18 protein-coding genes are annotated in these 18,183 nt (G+C 44.0%); 16 read left to right on the top strand and 2 right to left on the bottom strand.

The window, feature by feature from the left end; translation table 11 throughout:
• Nucleotides 1-343: 343 nt before the first annotated feature.
• The 5 genes from H6F42_RS15095 (at nucleotide 344) to H6F42_RS15115 (ending at nucleotide 5,786) form a co-directional block, all read left to right on the top strand.
• Nucleotides 344-772, top strand: coding sequence for a pentapeptide repeat-containing protein (locus H6F42_RS15095; protein WP_190400182.1), 429 nt, complete (start codon nucleotides 344-346; stop codon nucleotides 770-772).
• Between the two features lie 341 nt (nucleotides 773-1,113).
• Nucleotides 1,114-2,190 carry a PIN/TRAM domain-containing protein gene (locus H6F42_RS15100; RefSeq protein ID WP_190400183.1) on the top strand — a complete coding sequence of 359 codons (1,077 nt, stop codon included), beginning with the start codon at nucleotides 1,114-1,116 and terminating at the stop codon, nucleotides 2,188-2,190.
• A gap of 30 nt (nucleotides 2,191-2,220) precedes the next feature.
• A complete protein-coding gene (locus H6F42_RS15105) occupies nucleotides 2,221-3,672 on the top strand; it encodes a hypothetical protein (protein WP_190400184.1) in 1,452 nt (483 codons plus the stop codon).
• Nucleotides 3,673-3,958: 286 nt separating this feature from the next.
• Nucleotides 3,959-4,633 (top strand): glycerol-3-phosphate 1-O-acyltransferase PlsY, encoded by a 675-nt coding sequence (gene plsY / locus H6F42_RS15110; RefSeq protein ID WP_190400185.1) that lies wholly within the window; start codon nucleotides 3,959-3,961, stop codon nucleotides 4,631-4,633.
• Nucleotides 4,611-5,786 (top strand): DegT/DnrJ/EryC1/StrS family aminotransferase, encoded by a 1,176-nt coding sequence (locus H6F42_RS15115; RefSeq protein WP_190400217.1) that lies wholly within the window; start codon nucleotides 4,611-4,613, stop codon nucleotides 5,784-5,786. Before plsY ends, H6F42_RS15115 begins: the two co-directional genes overlap by 23 nt.
• Nucleotides 5,787-5,836: 50 nt before the next feature.
• Here the strand turns inward: H6F42_RS15115 and H6F42_RS15120 are convergent, their stop codons facing one another.
• A complete protein-coding gene (locus H6F42_RS15120; RefSeq protein ID WP_190400186.1) occupies nucleotides 5,837-6,301 on the bottom strand; it encodes a tetratricopeptide repeat protein in 465 nt (154 codons plus the stop codon).
• A 110-nt stretch (nucleotides 6,302-6,411) separates the two neighbouring features.
• Here H6F42_RS15120 and H6F42_RS15125 point away from each other — a divergent pair, with 110 nt between their 5' ends.
• Nucleotides 6,412-6,750 (top strand): rhodanese-like domain-containing protein, encoded by a 339-nt coding sequence (locus tag H6F42_RS15125; protein ID WP_190400187.1) that lies wholly within the window; start codon nucleotides 6,412-6,414, stop codon nucleotides 6,748-6,750.
• Between the two features lie 63 nt (nucleotides 6,751-6,813).
• Here the strand turns inward: H6F42_RS15125 and H6F42_RS15130 are convergent, their stop codons facing one another.
• Entirely contained in the window at nucleotides 6,814-6,999 is a 186-nt protein-coding gene (locus H6F42_RS15130) for a hypothetical protein (protein WP_190400188.1), read from the bottom strand.
• 375 nt (nucleotides 7,000-7,374) lie between these two features.
• Here H6F42_RS15130 and H6F42_RS15135 point away from each other — a divergent pair, with 375 nt between their 5' ends.
• The 10 genes from H6F42_RS15135 to H6F42_RS15180 all read left to right on the top strand — a co-directional run bounded on the left by H6F42_RS15135 (nucleotide 7,375) and on the right by H6F42_RS15180 (nucleotide 18,020).
• Nucleotides 7,375-8,769: an anthranilate synthase component I gene (locus tag H6F42_RS15135; protein WP_190400189.1), complete on the top strand. Its 1,395-nt coding sequence runs from the start codon at nucleotides 7,375-7,377 to the stop codon at nucleotides 8,767-8,769.
• A gap of 86 nt (nucleotides 8,770-8,855) precedes the next feature.
• Nucleotides 8,856-9,236, top strand: coding sequence for a hypothetical protein (locus H6F42_RS15140; protein ID WP_190400190.1), 381 nt, complete (start codon nucleotides 8,856-8,858; stop codon nucleotides 9,234-9,236).
• A gap of 86 nt (nucleotides 9,237-9,322) precedes the next feature.
• On the top strand, nucleotides 9,323-9,706 hold the full coding sequence (locus H6F42_RS15145) for a pentapeptide repeat-containing protein (protein WP_190400191.1): 384 nt from the start codon (nucleotides 9,323-9,325) through the stop codon (nucleotides 9,704-9,706).
• 35 nt (nucleotides 9,707-9,741) lie between these two features.
• Complete coding sequence (cobJ, locus tag H6F42_RS15150) at nucleotides 9,742-11,184, top strand: precorrin-3B C(17)-methyltransferase (protein WP_190400192.1); 1,443 nt, start codon at nucleotides 9,742-9,744, stop codon at nucleotides 11,182-11,184.
• Between the two features lie 323 nt (nucleotides 11,185-11,507).
• On the top strand, nucleotides 11,508-13,301 hold the full coding sequence (gene typA, locus H6F42_RS15155) for a translational GTPase TypA (RefSeq protein WP_190400193.1): 1,794 nt from the start codon (nucleotides 11,508-11,510) through the stop codon (nucleotides 13,299-13,301).
• Nucleotides 13,302-13,426: 125 nt separating this feature from the next.
• The gene (locus H6F42_RS15160) at nucleotides 13,427-13,594 is read left to right on the top strand and encodes a hypothetical protein (RefSeq protein ID WP_190400194.1); all 168 of its coding nucleotides are present in this window, start codon (nucleotides 13,427-13,429) and stop codon (nucleotides 13,592-13,594) included.
• Nucleotides 13,595-13,632: 38 nt separating this feature from the next.
• Complete coding sequence (locus tag H6F42_RS15165; RefSeq protein ID WP_190400195.1) at nucleotides 13,633-14,298, top strand: DnaJ domain-containing protein; 666 nt, start codon at nucleotides 13,633-13,635, stop codon at nucleotides 14,296-14,298.
• Between the two features lie 634 nt (nucleotides 14,299-14,932).
• The gene (dacB, locus tag H6F42_RS15170; RefSeq protein WP_190400196.1) at nucleotides 14,933-16,573 is read left to right on the top strand and encodes a D-alanyl-D-alanine carboxypeptidase/D-alanyl-D-alanine-endopeptidase; all 1,641 of its coding nucleotides are present in this window, start codon (nucleotides 14,933-14,935) and stop codon (nucleotides 16,571-16,573) included.
• Nucleotides 16,570-17,118, top strand: coding sequence for a hypothetical protein (locus tag H6F42_RS15175; protein WP_190400197.1), 549 nt, complete (start codon nucleotides 16,570-16,572; stop codon nucleotides 17,116-17,118). The genes dacB and H6F42_RS15175 overlap by 4 nt, the downstream gene beginning before the upstream one ends.
• A 122-nt stretch (nucleotides 17,119-17,240) precedes the next feature.
• A complete protein-coding gene (locus H6F42_RS15180) occupies nucleotides 17,241-18,020 on the top strand; it encodes an MlaE family lipid ABC transporter permease subunit (protein WP_190400198.1) in 780 nt (259 codons plus the stop codon).
• Nucleotides 18,021-18,183: the final 163 nt, after the last annotated feature.

An 18,183-nucleotide genomic window follows, 5' to 3' on the forward strand; every position in this document is an offset into this window, starting at 1 on the left:
TTTTTAAATAAAGAAATGGCGTAGTAATTTCTTCATTTGGTATAAGACTTAATTTTCTGGTAAAGGTGGCGATCGCCACTTCCTCCGATCAACTTAACCGAATGGGCGATACCGATTGCTTGATGAATATATAATCAGGTTTTTTAGAGCAACCCTCAGTGACATAAGATCTCAGTGCTTGTGATTGCGATCGCAATTTTTGGTGATGCAGTTTCCTAATTCATAATCAAGTCGTTGTCAAACAACGCCTTGATTATGAAAGGCACAGTAAAATAAAGAATCAATTTTTAGTAGCGTAGCTTTGCCCCATCACCCCAAATTAATTCTTGCAGACCCCTAATTTATGAAAACTTTCATTAATCCTTATTGGCTACTATCAGGACTAATTTCAGGGCTAGTGGTGGCGATCGCCACTACTAATTACGAAGCCGCTTTTGCCGATCCCAATCAAATTCGTCAAATTTTACAAACCAAAGAATGTCAAGGTTGCGACCTCTCGCGAGTCAAACTCAGCTTTGCCAATCTTCGCGGAGCGAGTCTACGCAATGCCAATCTATTCTCGGCAGACCTCAAGCTTGCCGATCTTCGGGAAGCAAATCTGATTGGGGCAATTCTCGATAAAGCAGATTTACGCGGAGCCGACCTCACAGGCGCAGATTTGACAGGCGCATATATCAACGAGACAAACTTTTGCGGCGCAATTATGCCTGACGGTCAAAAGTCTAACGAAGGCTGTCCTAAAGAAGCTAGTCCTTTAGCCCCCAAGAATTAGTAGGGCGGCGCGAATCATCGCCCCACTAATTCTTATAGCAATGTAAGGTTTGCTTAGGACATAAAACCCAAAAAGCGAGTTGCGGCGCTTCGCGCCGCAACTCGCTTTTTAGGTTTTGGTTTGTACTGGCTAACTCTTGCTTTGCTATAGTTTTGAAGTAAATAGACGGGACTGGATGCATCAAGAGATACATCATTGTTGAGAGTTGTGTAGAATTGTATGCAAAGGATTGAGAAAGTTGGAAGACTATTACCAAAAACTCAATTAGACCGATAGGCTAGAGATTATTTTTGTTGATCTCAAATCCTTAATATTTATTCGTCCAAGCGGAGTTCCGCCCTATGATTGACGCTATTATCATCTTCACATTCATTCTAGCGGGAGCAGGCACTGGCTTCCACGGCATTGATTTTCTACCGTCAGACCTGATCGCCCAACTCAATGTGCAAAGTTTCCGTTGGGTGACTTTGGGTGTTGGTTCCTTTGTGGGGCTAGTGGCGGGCTTGATTGTCCAAAACACCTATCGCCGCATCGAGTCCAATGTCCGCGACTTGCCCATTGAGACAATTTTGGGAAGGGCGGTTGGCTTAGTATTTGGGCTATTGGTGGCTAACTTGATGTTAGCTCCCCTATTCTTGATCCCCATTCCCGAAGATTTTGCCTTCATTAAGCCCCTTACTGCCATCTTAGTGAGCATTATCTTTGCCTATTCGGGGATGACCCTCTCAGATACTCACGGACGCGCTCTATTGCGCTTAATCAATCCCAACAATGTCGAAAGCAGCTTGTTAGCCGATGGAACTTTGCGTACAGCCACCGCTAAGGTTTTGGATACTAGCACGGTCATTGATGGACGCATCCAGACTTTGATGGAAACGGGATTTTTGGAAGGGCAGTTACTGATCCCGCATTTTGTAATTCAAGAATTGCAGACGATCGCAGATAGTTCTAACGATCAAAAACGGGTACGTGGCAGACGTGGTTTAGATATTCTCAATAATATGCGTGAGCAGTATAGCGATCGCATCACGATCCACTCGGCGGACTTTGAGGATTTGCATACCGTTGATGCTAAATTAGTGCGCCTCGCCCAAGAGCTAAGCTGCACCCTAATTACCAATGACTACAACCTCAACAAAGTTGCCAATTTGCAACAGGTTGAAGTTCTCAACATTAACGATCTGGCTCAAGCCTTGCGCCCCACTTATTTGCCGGGGGACTCCCTCGAACTCAAGGTACTGAAGGAAGGCAAGGAAGCCTCTCAAGGGATTGGCTATCTGGAAGATGGCACAATGGTGGTCATCGAAGAAGGTCGCGAATATCTCGGTAAGCAAATCATTGTGATCGTGACCAGTGCTTTGCAGACTTCAGCAGGTCGGATGATTTTTGCGCGACATGAGGCGATCGCTACGGTTTAATAATCACTTACTTAACTAATATTTACGCCTATGCAAGTTTCGCCCTTTCACTCACAGCGACAATTGGTATCAGGTAAAGTCGGGTGGGGATGGCGACAAGCGACTTATCCTATTTCTCTAAATTTTGGCTTTGCAGGTTTCTTGATGCTAATAGTAGCAACTTCGCTACTTATGAGAATCGGCGATCCCCTATTTTTAGTGATTGAGTCTTGCCTCTTAATTGGCGGGCTACTTATAGGTTTATATACAGCGAAGTCAGTGGTGGATGTTTGCCGCCAAAATTCGGAATATGCATTTTCGCAAGGTCAGTTAATTGCTATTGCTGGCTATTTTTTGACTTTAATTGGGTTACTTAGTAGTTTTGAGATTCTTGGTGAAAATTTGGCAAAACCAGTAATTGCTGTGTGGTGGACTTTACCTGCGGCGATTTTTACTGGACTATCCTTTGCATTACTCCTGCGCTCTAATCAATCAAAATCGTCATCCTTAGACAAAAAGCTCAAGCCCCAGACTCCCACGGAGACAATTAGTGCTGATGCGCTCAATATTGTTACCTATTCCGACCAAACTGTTCTAGTCAGTCCTTCTGCATTAGGACAGCAACCTCGGCAGTTTAATAGTTTGGTGTTAATGGTTTTGGGATTTTTCTTTTGGACAATGCTGGATTTTTCAGCCAGTATCCGAGCGATCGCGGCGATCGCTTTTGCGACTACTGGGCTAACAGGATTTTTTACATGGCAAGCCCAATTAAGAATTACTGACCAAATTCTGCACCTGCGCTTTAGTGGACTCTGGGAAATGGCGGCGGAATATGCGATCGATTTACGCCAATTTTCCCAACTAGCGGTAGTGAAGTTACAGGAGGCGAATGGGGAATTAAGCTGGATGCAACTGTCTGGCAATAGGAGTGAAATTACGCTCCCTTTGGCAATGACGATGTTAACCAGTCAAACCAAGGAGGGAGAGAGCCATAATGATCAATTAGGGCAAATTTTGCGAGAAGAGTTTCATTTGGCGAAACAGGAAACGGAGCGAGATAGCCTTGGCTTAGCCAATGTTTTGCTACCGCAAGGGGCAGGGATTTTAGCAGGTACGGCGTTTATTGCGGTTGGCGGACTAATTTTGTTTTTGTTTCCTTTAGCCTCCAAATTATCGATCGCCAGTGCGATCGCTTTGCTTGGGGTCTGCATTGTCAGCCCTGCGATCGCCAGATTTTTCTTGCAATTAGTTGCTACAAATAGCCTCCATCGCGATCAACCGAGATCTTCAGATAAGCATCTTCAGCCTTGGGAAGTTGGCTCGGCTCTATTGTTAATGAGCATTTTTTTTGCAACCCAAAATTCGTCAAAATTTACGTCTCTGTTTAGTTTTAATCAAGCTTTACCTTTAGTTACGCTCATTCTCGGATGGCTCAGCCTCAGCATCGGTGTTTGTATTCTCGCCTTTGTCCGCCGCACTCCTCTCTGGAATAACAATTATTAGAAATACAAACAAAAGGTGGGGCGTACGCCCCACCTTTTGTTGTATTTCTATAGCCAGTCTTGTTACCCAAGAAGCGAGTGGCGGCGCTTTGCGCCGCCACTCGCTTCTTGGGTTTTGATTTGTCCTAATGCAAGTGAATATAGCTATATTTCTAATAAAAAAACAGGCATAATAAGCATAATAAAATGAAGAATTAGTGATATTGGACGAAGCCCTATAGCACCAATTCTCCAGTGGGAATTAGTCTTAATTTAATTGCTCAAATACGCTCTTGGCGAGATTAGTTATGGAACTTGGCTTATTGATTCTTGCCTATTTTATAGGCTCGATACCAACAGGTTACTTAGTAGGACGAAGCGCAGGAATTGATATTAGAGAATATGGTTCTGGTTCGACTGGAGCCGCCAATGTCTGGCGCACCCTTGGCAAGGGTAAAGGCATTTTTGTATTTGGAGTTGATTTAATCAAAGGAGCAGCGACTATCTCACTAATTCAATCTGCTACTAAATTTAAACCCATCGCCAATGCATGGCTTACTGGCAGTTTTGAGATGAATATTCAACTCCAGAATGAATGGATTGTAGTAAGTTCAGCATTACTAGTAATTTTGGGACATAGTTACTCCTGTTGGATTAATTTTAAAGGTGGAAAATCCGTAGCTACAGGTTTGGGAATTCTATTAGCTTTGAATTGGAGCGTAGCTTTAGGAGCATTTGGTCTTTGGTTAGCAACTGTCGTTGTGTGGCGAACGACATCGATTAGTTCTTCATTGGCAGCGATCGCTGCTCCAAGTTTAATGCTTTTGACTCAATCACCCTTCGCCTACAAATTGATGGTTTGTGTCGGCAGTCTCCTCATACTTTACCGACATCGCAGCAACCTCGATCGCCTATGGCATGGTACAGAGCAAAAAATCAGCTTTTTTGAGAGCGATCGCCATGAAAGTATATCCACGAATTAATTTAGATATCACTATTAAGGATTTAAGTCTCAGCCTAATTTCTTCCTTTGCATGGTCTGATAGAGCGAAAATAATTACTCAGATTCAATCCTATTGGCATACACCAAAAGAAATTTTGGTCACACTTTGTGTCAGAACTTCTTTCGATCTCCTACTCCAAGCATTAAGCTTACCTGCTGGATCGGAAATCATGATGAGTGCTGTGAATATCGGACATATGGAAGAGATTGTCAAAAAGCATAATTTGATTCCTATTCCCATCGATATTGATTTAGAGACCCTTGCACCATCCTTAGAACTTTTCAAAGCATCTATTTCTAGTCGCAGTCGGTTATTTGTGGTAGCGCATCTGTTTGGGGCGATCGCACCGCTTGATGCTTATGTAGAGATATGCCAGAGGCATAATATCTTGCTCGTAGAAGACTGCGCTCAAGCTTTCGATGGATTGCGTTATTTGGGGCATCCTGATGCGGATATCAATCTTTTTAGTTTTGGTCCAATTAAATCCTGTTCAGCTTTAGGTGGCTCTATCACCATAGTTCACGATCAAAGTTTGGCGGAGAGAATGCGTGAGATCGAGCAAACGTATCTAACTAAGAGCAATTTTTGGTTCTTTAAAAGATTACTCAAATATCTCTGCCTTAAATCTCTTTCTACGCCGATAATCTTTGGGCTTCTTGTCGCTTGTTTAGATTTTCTGAAAATAGATACCAATAATTTTATCAGTACGCTAACTCGTGGATTTGGGAAAGGAGATATTCAGGCTCAGTTGCGATATCGCCCCCCCAATGGAATGCTCAGACTTTTACAACAACGACTAGAGCATCTTGATGCTTCCTATTATGATCGGCGATCGCAGGTTGCCCGTGACTTTCTTAATTTATTGGAGAATTCGGTTGCGCGTGTGGGAAAAGATGCAATAAGTCATTCCTACTGGGTAGTTCCTTTGATGATGGAGAATCCAGAGATGTTAATGCAGAAGTTAAGAAAGGCAGGATTTGACTCAACTACAGGAACCACTAGTTTGAAATCACTGGCAAAAGAGACAGTATTTGCCACCAAATTAATGAATAGCGTGCTGTATTTACCGATTTACGCTTCTGTTCCCTCGCACGAATTAACTCGCCTTGCCCAATTAATTAATCGGAATTAAAAAACCTAAAAGGTGGCGGCGCAAAGCGCCGTCACCTTTTAGGTTTTACTCTAGAGCATGGCAGTACATTCAAGGATGAGCTTTTTGTTAGTCAAGGAAAAGGGCTGAATTTCTAGAGCTATCCGAAAAGTAGCGATCGCCTCATGGTAACTACCGATCGCCGCATAGCATAAACCTAAGCCATGCACCGCACCGAAATGATAGGGATTTAAGGCGATCGCCTTTTGGCAATCCTTGATCGAACGTTTGTAATTACCTTGCATATAAAACAAAACGGCTCGTCGATTCCAAGCTTCGACAAAATCGGGTTGATCTTGAATTAATTGGGTCAACATCAATTCCGCCTGTTTAAAGTTGCCGCCGTCCGCAAGGGTTTGACTCTTGCGAAGAACCTGCAAACCCTGCATTCCCTTTTGCATGAACCACATCTCCCAAAGATTTTGTGTGGCGCGATCGCGGATATGTTCATCTTCACTCTTGAGATCTTGCAACAATTCTTCGATGGGCTGGCTCATTAGTTTCGACAGATGCGTAGGTAATGGGAATAAGTTTGTGGTAGAAGCAGGGTCTTATGCTAGGTTTTTAACTCATACCTAAGAGATATTTTGAGAGATATTTTACACGTATGTCTATCATACAAATTTCTGTCCAAGAGCTAGCCGAACGCTTAGCTGGCGATCACCAAGATTTGCAATTAATCGATGTGCGGGAACGAGATGAGGTGGAAATTGCGGCGATCGATGGTTTTACGGTTTTGCCACTTAGCGAATATGAGCTATGGGGAAACGATTTCAAGGAAAATTTTGATCCCCAAGCGGAAACCTTGGTGTTGTGCCATCACGGAATGCGCTCTGGGCAAATGTGCCAATGGCTGGTAAATCAGGGATTTACAAATGTTAAAAATATTGCGGGCGGCATTGATGCCTATGCCTACGGTGTTGATCCCAACATGGCAAAGTACTAATCAACCCCAAGAAACAAGTGGCGGCGCTTCGCGCCGCCACTTGTTTCTTGGGGTTTTGATTTCCTAATGGCTGGTGAAAAATGGAACTGCAAAAAATGCGGCTAAGCCGATCGCCGAAACAATGCAAGTAATAATTGTGATCACGATAAACTTACGATCGTTGGCTCCATAGAATTTATTCGGCAAAGAACTCGCCAATACCATCAGTCCAATCACAACGAGAATTCCGATAAATAAACTACGATTCATAATCCCTTCCCATTAAGTAATTAGGAATGCCTTGCCAAGCAAGGCATTCCTAATTACTTAATTTACAACGCCTACTCTTACACTGGGAAGAGAGTAATCCCTTTCCAGTGTAAAAATATAGCAAAGCAAGAGTTAGCCAGTACAAACCAAACCCAAAAAGCGAGTTGCAGCGCGAAGCGCTGCAACTCGCTTTTTGAATTTTATGTCCTAAGCAAAACTTACTATTGCTATAGCAAGAATTAGTGGTGCGGCGCTTCGCGCCGCACCACTAATTCTTGCTATGGAAGGGAGTAGTACTTTGATTTGGCATCAGTAAACAGGTGCGATCCGTGCTGTCTATATAATAAAACCGTACTAACTTTTAAACATCTTTCTATGACTGATTGGTTGTGGGTGCAGCGATCGCTTCCTGCGGCAATGACAGGCGCAGATCTCTGGGAAGCGCTCTATGCGGGGGAACCAATTACAGTTTTATTGGAAAGTCCTGCCCAAGTCCCCTCAAAACTAGCCCGCTATTCGATCGCCGCAGGGAAACCGCTTCAGATTTGGACTCCTGCCGTTGGCGAAATTCTGCCCTGTCTTGAGGAATTGCGATCGCAAATGCAAGCAATTCCCCAATCGGAAAACTTTTCGGAAAACTTTTCCGATTTACCCGATCATTTACCTTTTACAGGAGGCTATTTGGGATGGCTTGGCTATGATCTTGCATGGGAAATTGAGCGTCTTCCCTACACCAAGCCTGACAATTTACCTTTTCCCGTAGCCTTTTGGTACAAGCCTTCCAGCTTTGCTGTCATCGATCATCAGTCTCAAGATGTTTGGCTAGCGGCTAGCGATCGCCAAGAGCTAAAAGAATTAGGCGATCGCTTAGATCGGTACATAAGCCATGACTTACATCACAACCAAATTAAATCTACTGAATGTTTGCCTTTGGCAAACATTCAGTTACCTAGTTACTCTCCTGAACAGCAAGGCTATGAGGCAATGGTGGAAACTGCTAAGGGTCATATCTATGCAGGGGATATTTTTCAATCAAATCTATCTTTGCGCTTTGGCTATCCTTGGCAAGCGGACGGCTGGCAACTATATCGACATTTACAAAAAATTAATCCCTCCCCTTTTGCAAGCTACTGGCGCACCACTTGGGGCGAAGTGATCAGCGTCTCTCCAGAACGCCTCGTCAGCCTACGCGATCGCCATGCTGAAACCCGTCCGATCGCAGGCACAAGACCACGCGGTAAGACCCCTGAGCAAGATCTTGCCTTGGGGCAAGAATTGCTTGCCTGTACCAAGGAGCAAGCCGAACACATTATGCTGGTTGACCTTGAGCGCAATGATTTAGGGCGAGTCTGTGAATGGGGAACTGTGCAGGTCGATGAGCTTTTGGCGATCGAGCGCTATAGTCATGTGATGCATCTGGTGAGTAATGTGGTCGGTAAATTACGCAGCGATCGCACCCTAGTCGATCTGATCCGTGCCACCTTCCCCGGAGGCACAATTACGGGCTGTCCCAAGGTGCGTTGCATGGAAATTATCGAAAAGTTGGAACCTCAACGCCGTAGTTTGTTCTATGGTTCCTGTGGCTATATCGACAAACGTGGCAACATGGATCTCAATATCCTAATTCGGACATTACTGAAAACCAATGGACAGATCTGGGGGCAGGTGGGCGCAGGGATTGTGGCTGATAGTGTCAGCGATCGCGAGTGGCGCGAATCCCTCCAAAAAGCTCAAGCTCAATTAGCTGCCCTCGGACTCATACCAAATTAAGAAATCGCTACGCCATTTCTTAATTTGGTATTACACAAGCGGCGATCGCTATAAGATAAAAACATACTCCAAAAGTTTATATACCTGTGAACTACTACTTTCCATCCGATCCCCCCTATTTTTTATTTGCAATTTCTCTAGTTGCAGGGCTAGCTTGCGGTCGCGCCTTTGAAGTGACTCTCCGCAACCTTGTGCAAATCTGGTCAAAAAGCAAATCCTCGCGAGTTTTGTTAGAACTCAAAAGTGCCAGCATTAAAGTTCCTTACCTTGGCATGACCATTAGTATTGCGATCTTTATGGCTACAGGACTAGAAGTATTTGGGCTACCAACCCTATTTGGCTATATCGTTGCTGTCCCGATCACCTTGGGTATTGCGCTCCTCGTTTGGAGACAATTAGGACAAATGTTAGTAGAACTCGATCGCGGTGGCTCTGCGGCTCTCGATCTTGATTCCTTTGAAGGCTAGAGTTTTTAACGAAAGTACCGCTTGGCGATACTTTCGTTAACTTAATTTATCTCTTAATTTATCTATTTTTAAAATTGTTGCAATTGATGGATGCTAAAGAATTTTTACAACTATACCGAACGGGGAAAAAAAGTTTTGCTAATGCTGTCCTTGTGGGGGTAGATCTACAGAATACCGACCTCCACAAGGTTGATTTTAGCCATGCATTAATGAGCAAATCAAATTTGTCGAAAGCTAAGCTTTGTCGAGCCTTATTAGTTGGCTCAGATTTAAGCTATGCCAATCTCAGCAGTGCCGATCTCCATCGCGCTAATTTACGTCATGCCAACCTGAAGGGAGCCGACCTCCGCAAAGCCGATCTGCGTGGGGCAGATTTGCGAGGTGCAAATTTAAGCTGGGCTTATTTGCAGGAAGCCCAATTTGATGGCGCTCAGATGACTAACGTTAATCTTTACAACGCCAAAACTTAGCCTAAAACTTAGCTCCAAATTAGCCAAAACTTACAATGAAACCTCCCGCCATCATCGTTTTAGGAGAGAAAAGTATTGCGATCGCTCGCCAAATTCAAGCAATTAATTCCCAGATCACGATTTACGGATTAGCTTCCCGCACCCAAAGTGCTGATCGCGTCTATGCCAAATTTAGCGACATCGTTAGTGAATTATTTAGTCAAGGGCATCCGATTATTGGCATCTGTGCCGCAGGAATTTTAATCCGATCGCTAGCACCACTACTCTCTGATAAACGAGCCGAACCACCAGTAATTGCGATCGCAGAAGATGGTAGCGCGGTAGTGCCATTACTGGGCGGTTTAAACGGAGCCAATGAATTAGCTTCCGAAATAGCCCAGCTCTTTCAAATTCAGCCCGCAATTACAACGACGGGGCATTTACGATTTCAGACCTCTCTCTTGTCGCCGCCCGCAGGTTATCAACTGCTCAATTCTGACGAACAGGCAAAGACTTTTTTAGCCGATTTATTGGCGGGAGCCTCGGTTAAGCTCATTGGCGAGGCTCCTTGGCTCTTAGAAAGTAATTTACCCTTTGCAGATGAGGCGCAGCCCCAACTGGTGGAACACTACATTGAAATTCTGGCTCAGGATGCAGATCTAGAAGCGATCGCCCCTAAATTAAGCGCTAACTATTTAGCCTATCAAGCCCTCGACAGTGCTAGCGCAAATTTTCTTAACCAAGACACAGGCAAAGTCTCGATCATCGGCACTGGGCCAGGAGCCGAAAAATGGATGTCTCCCGAAGTCACAGCTATTTTGGAAGAAGCTACTGATTTTGTGGGCTATAAGACCTATGTAAATCTGGTCAAAAAATTCACAAAGGGCAAAAGTATCCATGTCTCCGATAATCGCGTCGAACTCGATCGCGCCCGTCACGCCCTAGAGCTAGCCTCCGAAGGTAAATCCGTAGTCATTGTTTCATCGGGCGATCCCGGAATTTATGGCATGGCGGCGGCGGTGTTTGAAGTTCTCGATCATGCTCCCAATCATCAATGGCACAAAATAAATATTCACGTAGCGGCAGGAATCTCCGCAGTACAGGCGACAGCCGCCGCGATCGGCGCACCGATTGGGCATGATTTCTGCACAATTTCTCTATCGGACATTCTCAAGCCTTGGGAGATTATCGAACAGAGATTAGCCGCCGCCGCCCAAGCGGATTTTGTGATCGCTATTTACAATCCCATTTCCACACAGCGTCGATGGCAGCTTACTAGAGCCAAGGAGCTATTAATGCAATGGCGATCGCCTGATACGCCTGTAGTATTGGGGCATAAAATGGGGCGTAAAGGTGAATCGGTTCAGGTAATTTCGTTATCGCAGTTAACTCCCGAACATGCAGATATGCAAACTTTAATCATTATCGGTTCCAGTAAAACAAGGATTTTGCATCATGGCGATCGCGTGAGAGTTTACACTCCCCGCAAATATGAATAAACAGGAGAGAAGCTAAGTTTCCCTCCTGTTTATTATTTAAACTATGAGTGACGGCGCGAAGTGCCGCCACTCACATAGCAAAGCAAGAGTTAGCCAGTACAAACCAAAACCCAAAAAGCGAGTTGCGGCGCGAAGCGCCGCAACTCGCTTTTTGGGTTTTATGTCCTAAGCAAAACTTACATTGCTATAGTTTAAATAAAAAAAAAGGGAGGGCAGCCCATAGTGTTGTCCTCCCTGTTGGATGGCATACAAAGTTTTTTGACAAATTCACGCATAATAGATAAAGAAATAATAAGTTTTTCGATTAACTCGATACATCACCCATGTCTCTCCTCATTCGTAACGTTGCCATCATCGCCCACGTCGATCACGGCAAAACCACTCTAGTAGACGCACTCCTCAGACAGTCAGGCGCTTTTCGTGAAGGAGAAGCCCTTGTCGAATGCGTCATGGATTCCAATGACCTAGAGCGTGAGCGCGGCATTACCATCCTTTCAAAAAATACTGCTGTCAGATACAAAGATACGCTGATCAACATCGTTGATACCCCCGGACACGCTGACTTTGGTGGCGAAGTTGAACGGGTACTTGGCATGGTTGAGGGCTGTTTATTAATCGTTGATGCTAACGAAGGTCCAATGCCCCAAACCCGTTTTGTGCTGAAAAAAGCCCTAGAAAAAGGTTTACGTCCTCTTGTTGTAATCAATAAAATTGATCGCGAATTTGCCGACCCCCATGTAGCCGTTAGTAAAGTCCTAGATTTATTTATTGAGCTTGGCGCTGATGACGATCAGTGCGATTTCCCCTACCTATTTGCTTCAGGCATGGGTGGCTTTGCCAAGGAGAAGCTAGAAGAGCCTAATGTGGATATGAAGCCCCTCTTTGAGTCAATCTTGCACCATGTATCTCCTCCCGTGGGCGATCCTGAAAAACCTTTGCAATTGCAAGTTACGACCCTCGACTATTCCGAATATTTGGGTCGTATTGTGATTGGCAAAATCCATAACGGTACGATTACCTCTGGACAGCAAGCGGCGCTCATTTCTGAGGATGGCTCGATCATTAAGGGCAAGATTACCAAGCTCTTGGGATTTGATGGCTTAAAGCGCGTGGAGATGCAAACCTCATCCGCAGGTAATATTGTTGCGGTTTCAGGTTTTGCTACCGCCAACATCGGTGAAACCATTACCTGTCCTAATGAGCCTCTAGCTTTACCCATGATCAAAGTGGATGAACCCACTTTGCAGATGACCTTCTGCGTTAATGACTCTCCTTTCGTGGGTCAAGAAGGTAAATTGGTAACCACTCGCCAAGTACGCGATCGCCTATTGCGCGAACTCGAAACCAATGTGGCTTTGCGTGTTACCGAAGATCCTGAATCTCCCGATCGCTTTGCGGTAGCGGGACGCGGTGAATTGCACTTAGGCATTTTGATCGAAACCATGCGTCGTGAAGGTTACGAATTCCAAGTAACCCAGCCTCAAGTTATTTATCGCGAAATCAATGGTCAAAAGTGCGAACCCTATGAAGTACTTGTCCTTGATGTCCCCGAAGACTCTGTAGGTGGCTGTATTGAGCGTCTCGGTCAGCGTCGCGCCGAAATGATCGATATGCAAATGTCGGATACTGGACGCTCTCAGCTAGAGTTTGTTGTGCCTGCACGCGGCTTAATTGGCTTCCGTGGTGACTTTATGCGCGCAACCCGTGGCGCTGGGATTATGAACCACAGCTTCCTCGATTACCGTCCTGCGGCTGGCGAAATTAGCGCCCGTCGGAATGGGGTACTGATCTCCTTTGAAGAAGGCACAGCTACCGAGTTTTCCTTAAAGAACGCCGAAGATCGTGGCGTGTTCTTTATTAAGCCTGGTACTAAGGTGTATAAGGGCATGATTATTGGTGAAAATAATCGTCCTCAAGACATGGAACTGAATGTATGTAAGAGTAAGCAACTTACTAACATGCGGGCGGCTGGTGCGGATGACATCGTGCAGTTGCAGGCTCCTATCGAGATGAGTCTCGAACGCGCCCTCGAATACATTGGTCCTGATGAAATTCTTGAGGTTACGCCTGAATCGATTCGATTACGCAAGATGACGAAAAAGTTTGCGAAACGCTAAAAAACCAAAACTCAAAAGGGCGCTAAGCGCCCTTTTGAGTTTTGGTTTTTGCTAGACTGGTTTTTACTATTTTTTAGATTTATTTTTTAGTTACTTTTTTAGTTACTTTTTTAGTTACTTTATCTATGCATCAAGTTGTCCTCGAAATTGCTGGTAGTCGTAAAGTTCATGTCATTTCAGAACATGCGACTAAGGAGGACGCTTTGGATAAATATATTAAGCTTGTGGAAGCTAATAAAGGCTCTCCCATAACGAGTAAGGGCAAGTATACAATTCGTAAAAAACCAGAATAGCTATTCCAATTTCCGACTTAATCGATCCATTTCATTTCATGCACATATCTGAATGTTACCGACTCCTAGGCGTTCCACGCAATGCAACCTTAGAAGATATAAAGGTTGCATATCGTCGTCTCGCGAGGAAATATCACCCTGATGTTAATCAAGATGATCCTGCGGCTACGGATAAGTTTCGACTGGTGCAAGAAGCCTATAAAATCCTCAAAGATGCGGATAAGGAGAGCCTCTCCAAAGATATTTTTACGAAAAATGGGGCTACGCGATCGCAACCTGTTCCCGCCCCATCGCCGCCACCTGTAAAACCGCCCCTGAGTAAACAACCTCAACCTCATCCCAAAATCAAAATTGAGGTAAAGCAAGTCAGTAATAATATCGATCCGATTAATAGTAATCCTGAACTAAAGCTCAAACTTGATATGCTGCGGCGTGTACAGGATTTGCTAAAGCAGAAAAAGTATGTGGTGGCGATCGCCGTGGTTGAAGGCATGAGCGAGAGATTTCCTAATACTCCCGAAGTAATCCATTGGCAAGCTGTCACCTACCATCGGTGGAGCAGTGAGTTGATTTTGAATGGTAAGTTACGCGAAGCAGAAATTTATCTCAATAAAGCCCTTACTACTGATCCTAAAAATCGCGAATTAACTTTTGAAGTGAAACGTGATTTAGAAAGAGTGCAAATACTCAAAAACAAGAGCTAAAGCAATTACCAAAACCCGTAAAGTTGCACCCCTACGGGGTGCAACTTTACGGGTTTTGGTTTGTTCTAAGTTTGGTCAAATCGTGACTGCGCCAAAGTGCGATGCTCCCCCTTAGCTTTTGCTTTAGAACATAAAACCCAAAAAGCGAGTTGCGGCGCTTCGCGCCGCAGCTCGCTTTTTGGGTTTTGGTTGGTACTCGCTAACTCTTGCTTTGCTATAAAACTGCTTCAATTTCTAAAAGTGTAACGACCCTTTAGGGGGGTATGTACTAGTCAAAACTTACATTTTTATAAATGAAGTTGAGCTAAACCTAATTTATCAGACTTTTTCTTGTAAGTTTATAGAGCTTTTTCTTGTAAAAAGTTGTATAAGTTGTATAAGATGTACAAGTTTTTTACATTCCTATGAGCAATGCTTTTTTATAGGGTTCTTTAAATAACTTTTATAATAATGAAATATGAGTTTATATCCCGTATTTCATCGTTATAAGGATCGTTTAAAGAAATTTTTCGCAATGGAAACACCATTTTGAAAAATTTAAAAAACTTAACTAATTCTTGTTTCATCCGATAAGTTTTAGTCAGGCTTAAGTGGATTTGAAACTACAGATTGTTCATTCAAATCAATTGACGCAATGCGACCCTTTTCTAAACTTTATCCGAGATCATCAGTTTGTTTTTGGCTTGTTTCTCAGTTTGGTCAATCCATCTGGCAAGAAAAAATACACCCCCTTTCTCGCAAGATATTCACTGATTTAGGTGATCTACCTATAGCGATCGCCTTAATTGCGATTTCGTTAGTTTTTGAAGCGCCCAGCTATGCTCAACCCAATCGCGTATGTCCGAGTCAGCTTCAGCAAGAAGTCGAAAAAATCTCGCGCTCTCCCAATTTAAAAACAGCGAGAACGGGAGTCTTCATCCAGACTAGTGAGCCAAATCCCAAAGTTCTCGTTAATCTGGATGGCGATCATTACTTTATTCCTGCTTCCAATACGAAGCTATTTACTACGGCGATCGCGCTCAAGGTGTTGGGAGCCGACTACCGCTTTACTACAAAATTGGTATCCCAGAGTTTACCCAATGCTCAGGGAGAACTGGAAGGCGAATTGTGGCTAGTTGCCTCTGGTGATCCGAGTTTTCGCTCAGATACGAGTTTAAAATCCCTAGTTACCCAACTCAAAAATAGAGGTGTTAAACGCATCAAGGGTGGGCTGGGAATGTTATCTAATCGCAAAGGAGCAGAAATATCTGGCAGTTGGGAATGGCAGGACTTGCAGGAATCCTATGCCGCGATCGCTTCACCCTTTACGATTGATGAAAATGTGGTCAATTGGTCAGTTCGCCCTAGTCAGATTGGACAGCCTGCCATTTTTGAATGGGAAAATCCTGTCTTGGCTAGTCAATGGCGGATAGAAAATCAAACCGTCACCATTGACGCAGTTCCTGAAAATCAACTATCTGACTATTCCTTACAGGTAACCCGTCCCTATGGGCAGAAGCTTTTAATTCTCAGTGGACAAGTACCGATCAACTCAAAAGCTGATCCTGATGCAGTTTCTGTCCCTGATCCCGAAGAAAGTTTTTTGAGTTTATTACGCCAAGAATTGCAAAATCAGGGTATTGAATTATCAGATACCGTCGGTAACTTGGCTAAGCCCAGTACATCAGCTACGAAAACCTATGCCAAACGCCTTAATTTTAGTCAATCTAAGCCTCTCCAAGATTTAGCCATTAGCTTGTCGCCACCACTTTCTCAGCTCGTTTCTACAACTAACAAAAATAGTAATAATCTTTACGCAGAATTATTACTGAGAGCCTTAGGCGATCGCTACTACGCGATTACTCCCGATGATAGTGTGAGCGGCGGGATGTTTGCCATCAATAAATATTTGCAGTCGGTAAATATTGCGCCTAACCTTGTTTCCTTAGCTGATGGCTCAGGCTTGTCTCGCCAAAATCTCACTACGCCCATAGCGATCGTCCAATTTTTGCAGTCCCTTGCAATGGATCAAGATTTTCGGAAATCCTTACCGATCGCAGGTGTGGATGGCACATTATTGAGAAGGTTTAAGGATAGTGACGCGCAGGGTTTGATTCAAGCTAAAACTGGCTCATTAACTGGTGCAGCAGCATTGTCAGGCTATGTTCGTCCCCCCAAGTATCGCGAACTCATTTTCAGTATTATCATTAACAACAGCAACTTATCAGGTAAGGAACTCCAACAACATATTGATGCGATCGCCCTACTCATAACCCATCTTGAAGATTGCCGATGAATTCTAGGAATCAAGAAACCAACAAAAAGCTCCTTAAAAAATTAGTCAAGCGCTCAATTCAAGAGCAAGCTAAATATAAAAAGAGGCAGTTTATACAGCGACTCCTAGGGGTGGTTGCTTCAATCTTGGTTGTTTTTAGCCTCTGGTTACTTGCCGCGTCTTTTATCCCTGATACTTCTACGGCTAATTGTATAGAACTGCAAGAACAAGCTACGGATGCGACCGTCTATAAATTTAATCCCCGCAAGATCACAGTGCAACCTTGGTTGGGCGAGCATCACGTATATGCTTTATTTGCCGTACCAAAAAAATATGGCAATGCTTACTATGCTAGTTATTCCGACGTACTTGTGACGGTTAAGGGGGTAACTCAGCCGATTACAGCGACAAAAGCTAATCCAAGTTTGTATGAAAGAGTAGATGTGAGTGAAGATTCTTCTTTGATGGTTGCCTATTTATGGACGAGAGAGACTATATGGCAGATTTTGCAAGGTAAGTATGGAGAACTCACCAATCCTTGCAATTGGACGCTTTATATTAAGTAATACCAAAACTCAAAAGGGCTATACCATTTTATGTTTTGGTATAATTGGCGGCGTGGCTAAGCCGCACCATCAATTATCAAAATCGCAGTCCCCTCAATGCATCGCCATAGGAAATTTAAAGCATGGGAAGTTTTGGCAGTTGGCTAATTAAGCTTGGACAAAGTTTTTTAATGATCGGACAAATCATTACCCATGTTTTGATTTATCGCCGCTTTCATTGGCGCAATACCATTGAGCAGATGTCAGTGGTAGGGACGGAGTCGTTGCTAATTACTTTGATTACGGCTTCTTTTGTGGGTGCGGTATTCACGATTCAAGTTGCTAGGGAATTTATTAATTTTGGCGCTCAACAGGCGATCGGTGGCATTTTGGCGATCGCCCTCGCTCGTGAGTTAATTCCTGTATTAACTGCGGTAATTATCGCGGGGCGGATTGGCTCAGCTTTTGCCGCCGAAATTGGCACAATGCAAGTAACGGAGCAAATTGATGCGCTCTATATGCTCCGCACTAATCCTATTGATTACCTTGCGACGCCTAGGCTGGTCGCCTGTCTATTAATGTTGCCCATCTTGACGATTATGGGTTTTTTAACAGGTATGGCAGGTGGGTTATTTTTATCCGATGCGATGTATGCCATTTCACCCACGACATTTCTAAATTCAGTGCAGAGCTTACTGAAGCCTTGGGATTTAATTGCAGCTTTGATCAAATCTAGTATTTTCGGGGTGTTAATTGCGGTGATTGGCACAACGTGGGGCTTAACCACTACAGGCGGAGCCAAGGGTGTAGGAGAGTCTACGACTACAGCCGTAGTTACGGCTTTGCTGGCGATCTTTATCAGCAATTTCTTTCTATCATGGGTCTTCTTTCAAGGCATTGGCTCATCCATTACCTCGCCCTAAGACAAAAAAAACAAAATGGCATAGCCATTTTGTTTTTTTTGTCTTAGTTATATAGCAAAGCAAGAGTTAGCCAGTACAAACCAAAACCCAAAAAGCGAGTTGCGGCGCTTCGCGCCGCAACTCGCTTTTTGGGTTTTATGTCCTAAGCAAAACTTACATTGCT

The organism is Pseudanabaena sp. FACHB-1998 (assembly GCF_014696355.1).
Taxonomy (GTDB): Bacteria; Cyanobacteriota; Cyanobacteriia; order Pseudanabaenales; family Pseudanabaenaceae; genus Pseudanabaena.